Genomic DNA, 8,138 nt, shown 5'->3' with positions numbered 1-8,138 from the left:
TGAGGCGCACGCGTTGTCGCACCGGTGGTGCCTGCTGGTCGAAGCGTCGGGCTCGGCGGCTGGGGGCTGCTTTGTTCCAGGTGACTGGGAGAACTGGATGCACTGGGAAACCGGGGAAGCATACTGGGTCACTCTGGCTACGGGTGGGTGCGCTGCTCCAGCGCAGATTGATCACCTTGATCGGGCGGAGCGACGGCTGAAGACGGCCAAGTACGCATGGTAGCGATCGACCGGTCTCGCACAACGGGCGAGAGCGAAGCGGTGTGCATGCAAGCGAAAGGGGCCGGGTGGCGTATTTGTTTGCCCCCCGCTTCTGGCAGTCCGGAACGAGCCTGCCCCGCGCTCGCGGGCCCGAGGACCTTCCGTCGCGAGGCAAAAGTGGGTCTTCCGCACTTTGTGCGATGGAGGATGCCAGAGCTCAGCTACGGGGAAACCTCGCGAGCAGTCACAGCGGCCAATTGAGCTGGGAATTCTTTGCAGGCGGCACCGGCTTCAACTTGAGATCGTCGGATATACCGTGAGGCCGGTGCGCTCTTGCTGTAGTGCGTCTCAGTTCGGACCCAGCACCCGCAGTCGCAGTCGCAACAATTCCACGCTTGCACGCCCGTACATCTGCCGCTTCAGGAACTTCAGGCGATTGACGTGCCCTTCCGTCTGACCGTTGCTCCACGGCAATGAGAAGGCCGCTCGCACCGCGGGCAGATCGGCTCGCAGGCTTGCCGCGAAGCTCTGCATTTCCACAGCGGCGCATTTCGACAAGCGCTTCAACCAGCGATCGAACTCGTGCGGCCGTCTACGATGCATGAGTCCAAGGAACTGGCGCGCGAGGCTTCGAACCTCAGCGACCACCGGTTCGATGTTGCACAACGCCTGCACGAAGCTTTCGTGGGCGGCGCTCTTGGGCTCGTTGCCCGCGAACTTTCTCCACCCCACCATCCAGCCGAATGCGCGTCGCGCCGACGGGCACGGCAGCGTTCGCACCGGGGCTTGAACCGGCGCGGCCTTGCCTTGAGGGAAGAGCAGGCGGGTCACACAGTCCTGCACCGCGGCACGGCTGCCGGTGTAGCCCCGACCCCGCACTTCCTGCCAGATCCGCCGCGGACAGCGACAGCCTTGGCCGACTCGATCCTCGATGTAGGCTGCGATGGGCATCCAGTAGCGTCACACCCCGTGTCCTGGCCGCCCGCTCGGGAAAGCTGCCGGCGGTGACGAACCTGCGCACTGTTCGATGGTCGATCGCCAAGTCACGCCCTATGGCCTTCATCGAGCGACCCTGAGCGCGAAGCGCCATCACCTTCTCGTAGAGCGCCAGGCGGGCAGCGCGTCGGTCATCGCTCAGGCGTTCCATCCCCGCAGGCAAGCGCCGCGCGGCGCCCCCTGACGACCCAGTGTCACACCCTCCACCACGACCTGATGCGCGGCTTGCCGCAGTTGTGGTCCCAGGCGATGCAGCATCCTCTCGACGTTGTCGCGCAGGTTGCACAGCAGATGCCAGCGATCGGACACCTGCTTGGCCGCGGGCAGCGCGGTGTGCACGGCCTCGGAATATGCACCGGCGCGGTCCCTGGCGACGATCCGAATGGATGGGTGCTCACGTAGCCATGCCGTCACGATCGCCGCCTCCCGGCCAGCGAACACTGCAATGGGTTCGCGGCGCTCCAGGTCGACGACGATCGTCCCATAGTGGTGGCCGCGCTTGATCGCCCAGTCGTCGATGCCAACGACACGCGGCGCAGGTCGTTTCCTCCCTGGCGCGGCCCGGCACAGTTCGCGCAGCACGGTGTCGGCGCTGCTGTGCAAACCCAACGATGCGGCAAGCCGGGCCGCCGCCTCCCCGCCGAGAGCGTGGCCAAGCGCCTGCAGCGCCTTGGCCTGCGAGCGCGTTCGACGTTGATGTCGGCCGGCCAACGCGTAGACGTCCTCGGCAAAGGTGCGACGAGGGCAGGTGGCGTTCAAGCACCTGAAGCGCCGCATCTCGACCGCAAGGACGACCCGCCGGTCGAGCACCAGGCGCTCGGCCAAGTGACGGACATACCTTCCGTGGAGCTGGCAACTCCAGCTTCGGCAGTTCGGACACGGTGCGGCGCGCACCGTACTGCAGGCTTCCACCGTGATCGTGCCTCCTCGGTCGGCACAGCGGACCACGCGCTTGCCCACTTGCGCGAGAACTCGGTCCATCGCGTCGACCAACATCACCATGATGCCAAGCAAGATGGGGTCGACTCAGCCCGCCTCAAGCCTTCCAGCAGGCCGTCACACAAAGTGCGGAAGACCCAGTTTAACTACCCAGTTCGAATGTCGTGACCCCGTAGACTCGTTGGAGTTCGCAGGCAGGTGCCGGCCCCGCATACATGCGCGCATGTCTCGAAGACACTGTGCAACCCCTGAGCCTGCGCCAGAGCCAGTGCATCGGCGTTGGGCATGGGAACGTCGAGGAACACGGTATCGCGCCAGGGCACGCTCTCGCACAGTGCAACGAAAAGGGCGTTCGCGATGGCCGGTCGGTCCGCCACGAGTGGACCGATCTTGTGGCCCTCGCGACAACGACGGATCACACCCCATCCGGCGACTCGCCCGTGCTCCAGCCAAGCCAGTCCCGTCGCATCGGGCATAGCGATCCAGCATCGCAGAAAGGTCTCGCGCGGCGCGGGAAAGATACGCCGGTCGTCGACGCACAGCGACGCGAAGTCGATGGCGCCGAGCGGCACGATCTGAGCGGGATCGGTGTGGGCGGTGCGCTGGGCCATTCCCGCGAAGCGAACGTTCTGCCATGCAAGGCTGAAGCCGTTGCGGCGGTAGTAGTCTTGCTGCGCCGGCACGCCGTCGAGCCCGACCACCTGCCCCGACAGACGAGCGATACCGCCGGCCCAGAGGCGACGCCCGATGCCTTGCCCACGCCAGGCCGGTGCAACGATGTACAGGCCGATGAAGCCGAAGCACCCCGCATACGAGACTGCGGCAATGCAGCCCACGACCTGCCCGAGGCACTCTGCGACGAAGAAGGCGCCGGGGTCGGCCGCATGGAAACATGCAGCGTCGTGCAGGCCGGGGTTCCACCCTTCGAGCGCAGCGAACTCGATCGCGATCTCCATCTCGTCCGGGCGCATGGTTCGGATCGTGCAGTCCATTCGCAAGACCGTCAGCGAGACCGCGACAGCTCACCACTGCAAAGCGAGTCGGTGAACAGCGCCGACAGCGTCCCTGGCTCAGGCAAGGCGAACGGCATGTTTTTCACGTCCGCTTTCATCGAAGCAACGACCTTCCCTTGACCTGCCTCGACGCGAATCTTCTTTTCCTCAGCGACCGCGCCCTGCTTGTTGCGGCAGTCGATGAGCCAGTCGGCTTCCGATAGATCAACCTTCTCGCCGTTGGGCATTTGGGCTCCCCCCAGGTAATAGAGGCGCACATGGGCGTCCTCGTATGGCGCGATCGCTTTGATGCCGGCCGAGTCGAAGTAGAGGGCGCCGCGTTCGTTTTCGAGGTAGTGAACCCAGCGCCGCTGCGTTGATTCAGCGCCCACCCCTCGCAGTTCGAGTTGGCACACGGAGATCACGAAGCGCACCCAGTTGCCGGCATCCGGCTTCGCGAAGATAGGTGACGGAGGCGTGGGGGACGCAACGTTTCGTAGCACCTGCTGGTTGGCATCCACGTATCGCTGCTCGACGGTGTTCAGCTCACGGCGGTCGCAGTCGATCGTCGTCCGTCCCTCGATGCGGCTATATGCCCGTCCGTCGTTCAGGTGACCTGGCTGGGACGGGATGCTGCGCGTGTCAATGGTCGCATGCCGGCTCCCGGGATCCTTGCGATATGAGTCAGCGTCGTACTGCAGCGTGCCGATCGTCCCCACAGAGTAGTCACGCCAGTCTGCCGCGAAGACCGTGGATGTGAGGGCTGCCCACAGGAGGATGTGCGAGATCAACTTTGGACTCATGAAAACTCCCTGTCTATCTGTCGATTCAGGCTGTCGCAGCCAGCCCCGTTCTTACCACCCGAGTGACGTGCCGGTCCACCTGGCGGTTGTTACTTGATGGTCGAACATGTGCAAATGGTTTGCTGCGTGGCGCACTCAGATCGAGTGTCAGACGGGCCTGAGCGGAGCGAGCGCTCTGGGCGTACCGCGCCGTGCATTGACCGATTTGCCAGCATCATTGGAATTGCGGCCCATCGGATTGCATGGATTTTCGACAGCCCCACCGGCCCGGGGGTTCTGTCGAGAACACCTTGTGCAATCGATGTCTCCCCGCTAACGTCGCCACCCCGCCAATAAGAAGGAGACCAAGCAGGTGGAACCCTGGCGCAGGTCAGAGTTGCTGATCTCAATGGGCGCGAACTCGTCGCATGCGCGCCAAGCTACTTGATTGGGGCTCCCACGGTTTGCCTTCACGACCGGATCAGGAGGATCGCAGACCGCGCGGTGATCACGAACCCGCAGGGTCCGGCCTCGCAGACCCCGTGCAGATGGTCGCCCTTGCTGGTGAGCTTGCGCAGTGCCTTGTCCAGCGAGGCGAGATCCCCGCGATGCGGCTCACGTGGCGAACTTTGCCGTCGCGTCCGATGTCCGCAGTGGCGATGTCAATGCTGTCTTTGTGCACGTCCGACCCGACATGCAAGGTGATAGATTTCTCCATGGCTCGACCCTTTGCAAATTCGCAACGACCCGGACGACCACCGGTCCGGTGCATTGATGTAGCTCGGCACACCTTTGGCGTGCAACCTCCGTTGTTGCAGGGGTCGAGCCGCCCGAATTCACCAAGCCATCTTGTCTAGGCCTCTCACATCTGCTCTGCCACGTATGGAACCGAAACGTCAGACTGCCAATGCCTTGCTCCGCGTCCAACAGGAGCTTGTGGAGCGGGAGCCCATCTTCCACCGAGCTGAACACGGGAGAACACGTGCCGCTTTCGAGGCCATGATGGCTGAAGAATTCTGGGAGGTAGGAGCGTCGGGCCGGACGTACGGGAAAGAGTGCGTCCTGAACACCCTGGAACACAGGTACTCAGAGCCTTACGACGACGAATGGAAAACCGAGGAGTTCTACTGCCAAGAGGTCGCGTCAAACAACTACCTACTCACATACATGCTGCGGCAAGGTTCGCGCGTTACTCGACGTGCAACACTTTGGCGTCGGGCGTCACACGGTTGGGTGATCGTTTTTCACCAAGGCACGGTGGTTGAAGAAGCATGAAGGAATGCTTTCTTTTGCATCGCGAGCACAGGTCTAATCTAAGCAGACGCTGCGCTGATCAATTGGTTCTGTCGCGATAAGGGGCGTCGTGGCGAGCGAAGGCCGATGCGAGGCGCTGGCAGCAGAAGGCAAGGCTGTAGAACTGGTCGGAGCGGACAAGGCTTGGCTTTGGGGGCCGCCGAGCTGCCCCTTCTTGACCATGTGCATCGTTTCGATTCCAGCGATCAGCTTGCGCGCGCAGTTGATGTCCTTGAAGCCGAGCATGGGCCGCACGATGCGTTTGATCGTCCCGATGATCCTGCTCGATGAGGTTTTCAAGTACCTTGACTGACGCAGCTCGATGGCCACCCCGCCGTCGGCCACCAAGCCATGTACGGCAGCGGCGTTGGCGTGATTGGGGCCTCCCACGGTTTGATTCACTCTCCTTCACGACTGAATCAGGAGGATCGCGACCGCGCGGTGATCATTGGCGCCAACCCGATAAGGCGGCATGGGCGATCCTCACCGATCGGCATGGCGCGGCTTTGGATGAGACGGCTTGAATTTTCTAAGATCTGCCTTAGTATATTGCTAAGGCAAATCTTAGAATTAACCGCATGAGCAAATCCGCCCCCGATGCAGCGCAATGCGCCATCCAACTCCGCCACGCGGTTTTCATGCTCGCGCGCCGATTGCGCTCGGGGCTTCAGCAAGATGGCCTCAGCGTCGCCAAGCTGAGTGTCGTCGGGCGGTTGCACCGTGATGGCGCGATGACGCCGACCGATCTCGCTGCGCAAGAAGGGGTCAAACTCCAGTCGCTCACCCGATTACTGGCCGAACTCGAGGCCGACGGATGGCTCGCTCGCGAGGCGCACGCATCCGACGGCCGCCAATCACTTCTTGGCCTGACGGCACAGGGCAAGAGACGCCTGGGTGCTGCGGTGCAGGCGGGCGATGCGTCGCTGACCGGCGTCATCGCGGCCAGCTTGGCTGCGGACGAGCGGGCGCTGCTGTCGCAGGCCTGCGCACTACTCGAACGCATCAATGACGCCTTTGGCACCTCGGCCGAAGGAGTGCCGCCAGATCTGCCAGTTCCAGCAAGGCAAAGGAGGCGGCGATCATGAGCCACGCCCGCCGTGCACTTGACCTGTTGCGTAAGTTTTCGCTCGACACGCAGAGCCGGCACCACGGCCTGCAACTGGCTTCAGCGGTGGTCATCGCGTACGTCGTGGCGATGACCATCGGCCTGCCCGAGCAGTTCTGGGCAGTGATGAGCACGTTGATCGTGATGCGGCCCCACACGGGGTCGACGTTCGACGCCGGTTGGGAGCGCGTGCTCGGGACGATAGCCGGTGCCCTGTGTGGGCTGCTCGGCGTGTACTCGCAGCATCTCGGGGCCAATCCGCTTGCTGCGACCCTGTTGATCGTATCGGCGCTTGCTTTCGTCAGCGCAGCGGCACCCGCTTTGCGAAGTGCACCCGTCGCAGCATTGATCGTCTTGGGTTCCGGCGACATCGCTGGCCACTCCGCACTTCTGGTGGCCATGCTGCGCGTGGTCCAGATTGTCATCGGGGTCGGCGTCGCTATGAGCATCGCGCTCCTGTCGTCGCGGCATCGCGCGTGCAAGCGCCTTCAGGCAGCTTGCGCTGCGCACCTTCGAAGCACGGCTGCGCGACTACAGCCGGCGGCCGTTCACACCCCGCCCACCGAAGCCGAGGCAGAGACCGCCACAGCCGCGATACACGCCGCGCTTGGCGGGTTGAACCTGCTTGCCAGCAGCGCGGATCGGGAGTCGCGTCTCTTTCGGCGAGGCATCGCGTCGGTCGATGCGCGTTTTTATCGGCGAATTGCAGAGCTCACACGCGGCATTTCCCAGGATGCAGTGGTGCTGAGACGGATACTGCAAATCCGTGCGAAGCGCAGTGACGATCGCGTGTCGAGTGATGTCGCCGAGGTCGCGAGCGGTGCGATCGCAAACGTCGCTGATGTCGTCGCGGGGCGCGGCCAGCCGGATCTGGTTGCTCTCGAACGACTCACCGCCTGCCACGCGAGCGGCGCCGTCGGCGACGCCTCCCCATGCACATCCACCGCCTTGCTGGCCGCGCCGCTGCGCCTGTTGCTCGACGATCTGCAGCGCCTGTGCCGTTGTGCGCCAAGAGTGTCCGAGAACGGGGCCTTGCCGCGCGAGCAGCAGTCCGAACGACAACAACTGGAGCCCGAAGCATGAATGCCTTCAACAAGCTTCTCATCGTGATCGCGTTAGCGACCGTTGTGCTGGCCTCGCTCATCGAGGCGGTGATCCTGGCCTGCAAGGAACGCTACGACTGGAAGGCGCTGGGCGTGTCCCTCTTCGACATGGTTGCGCGCCATGTGATCCTGATCGTGCTGCCGTTGTCGATCGCAACGCCGGTGCTCCGATTCGCGGCGGCGCATCGACTGACCAGCATCGCGCTTGACTCATGGATGGCGATCGCGCTTCTCTTCATCGGGCAGGAGTTCTGCTATTACTGGTACCACCGCGCCTCGCATCGCATGCGCTGGTTCTGGCGAATCACGCGGTGCATCACTCGCCCAACCAGCTTAACCTCGCAGCCGCTTACCGTACAGGCGTGCTGGACCACTTGAGCGGCAGCATGCTCTTCTTCGTGCCACTTGTGTGGTTGGGCTTTTCGCCAGCGCTCGTGTTGGCGACGCTGGTATTGAATCTGATCTACCAATTCTGGATTCACACCACGTGGATCCCCAAGCTCGGCTGGCTTGAATATGTGCTCAACACGCCGTCCGCACACCGCGTTCATCACGCTGCCAATGTCGAATACCTGGATGCCAACTTCGGCGGCGTGCTGATCGTGTTCGACAGGTTGTTTGGCACCGGCTCTGTCGCAATAAGCCGTCTCGGTGAGAATGCATCGCATGTCACCGCTTCACATCCAGCTCGCATCATCGACTCTGCGCAAGGTCATCGAGCGCCTTC

The 8,138-nt window shown here is 63.2% G+C and carries 5 protein-coding genes and 3 pseudogenes; 4 read left to right on the top strand and 4 right to left on the bottom strand.

What is annotated here, in order from left to right; genetic code table 11:
• Nucleotides 1–549: 549 nt before the first annotated feature.
• From AC30NL_RS08020 to AC30NL_RS08010, 3 genes and pseudogenes are all read right to left on the bottom strand, one after another.
• Nucleotides 550–2,199 (bottom strand): annotated as a pseudogene (locus AC30NL_RS08020) (ISL3 family transposase).
• 83 nt (nt 2,200–2,282) lie between these two features.
• Complete coding sequence (locus AC30NL_RS08015; protein ID WP_489463480.1) at nt 2,283–3,128, bottom strand: GNAT family N-acetyltransferase; 846 nt, start codon at nt 3,126–3,128, stop codon at nt 2,283–2,285.
• An 11-nt stretch (nt 3,129–3,139) separates the two neighbouring features.
• On the bottom strand, nt 3,140–3,931 hold the full coding sequence (locus AC30NL_RS08010; RefSeq protein ID WP_489463479.1) for a hypothetical protein: 792 nt from the start codon (nt 3,929–3,931) through the stop codon (nt 3,140–3,142).
• An 861-nt stretch (nt 3,932–4,792) separates the two neighbouring features.
• On the opposite strand from AC30NL_RS08010, the gene AC30NL_RS08005 reads away from it, so the two are divergent.
• A complete protein-coding gene (locus tag AC30NL_RS08005; protein ID WP_489463478.1) occupies nt 4,793–5,185 on the top strand; it encodes a nuclear transport factor 2 family protein in 393 nt (130 codons plus the stop codon).
• Between the two features lie 127 nt (nt 5,186–5,312).
• Here AC30NL_RS08005 and AC30NL_RS08000 read toward each other — a convergent pair.
• A pseudogene (locus AC30NL_RS08000) lies at nt 5,313–5,575 on the bottom strand (DDE-type integrase/transposase/recombinase); the annotation flags it as partial.
• Nucleotides 5,576–5,781: 206 nt separating this feature from the next.
• Here AC30NL_RS08000 and AC30NL_RS07995 point away from each other — a divergent pair.
• From AC30NL_RS07995 to AC30NL_RS07985, 3 genes and pseudogenes are all read left to right on the top strand, one after another.
• Nucleotides 5,782–6,288, top strand: a complete 507-nt coding sequence (locus AC30NL_RS07995; protein ID WP_489463477.1) for a MarR family winged helix-turn-helix transcriptional regulator — start codon at nt 5,782–5,784, stop codon at nt 6,286–6,288.
• Entirely contained in the window at nt 6,285–7,391 is a 1,107-nt protein-coding gene (locus AC30NL_RS07990) for an FUSC family protein (protein ID WP_489463476.1), read from the top strand. The genes AC30NL_RS07995 and AC30NL_RS07990 overlap by 4 nt, the downstream gene beginning before the upstream one ends.
• Nucleotides 7,388–8,037: pseudogene (locus AC30NL_RS07985) on the top strand (sterol desaturase family protein); the annotation flags it as partial. The gene AC30NL_RS07990 and the pseudogene AC30NL_RS07985, both read left to right, overlap by 4 nt.
• Between the last annotated feature and the right edge of the window lie 101 nt (nt 8,038–8,138).

The organism is Rhizobacter sp. (genome assembly GCA_021153565.1).
Taxonomy (GTDB): Bacteria; Pseudomonadota; Gammaproteobacteria; order Burkholderiales; family Burkholderiaceae_C; genus Albitalea.
The sequence above is the reverse complement of the archived record's forward strand: the minus strand, read 5'-3'. Positions and strand labels throughout refer to the sequence as shown.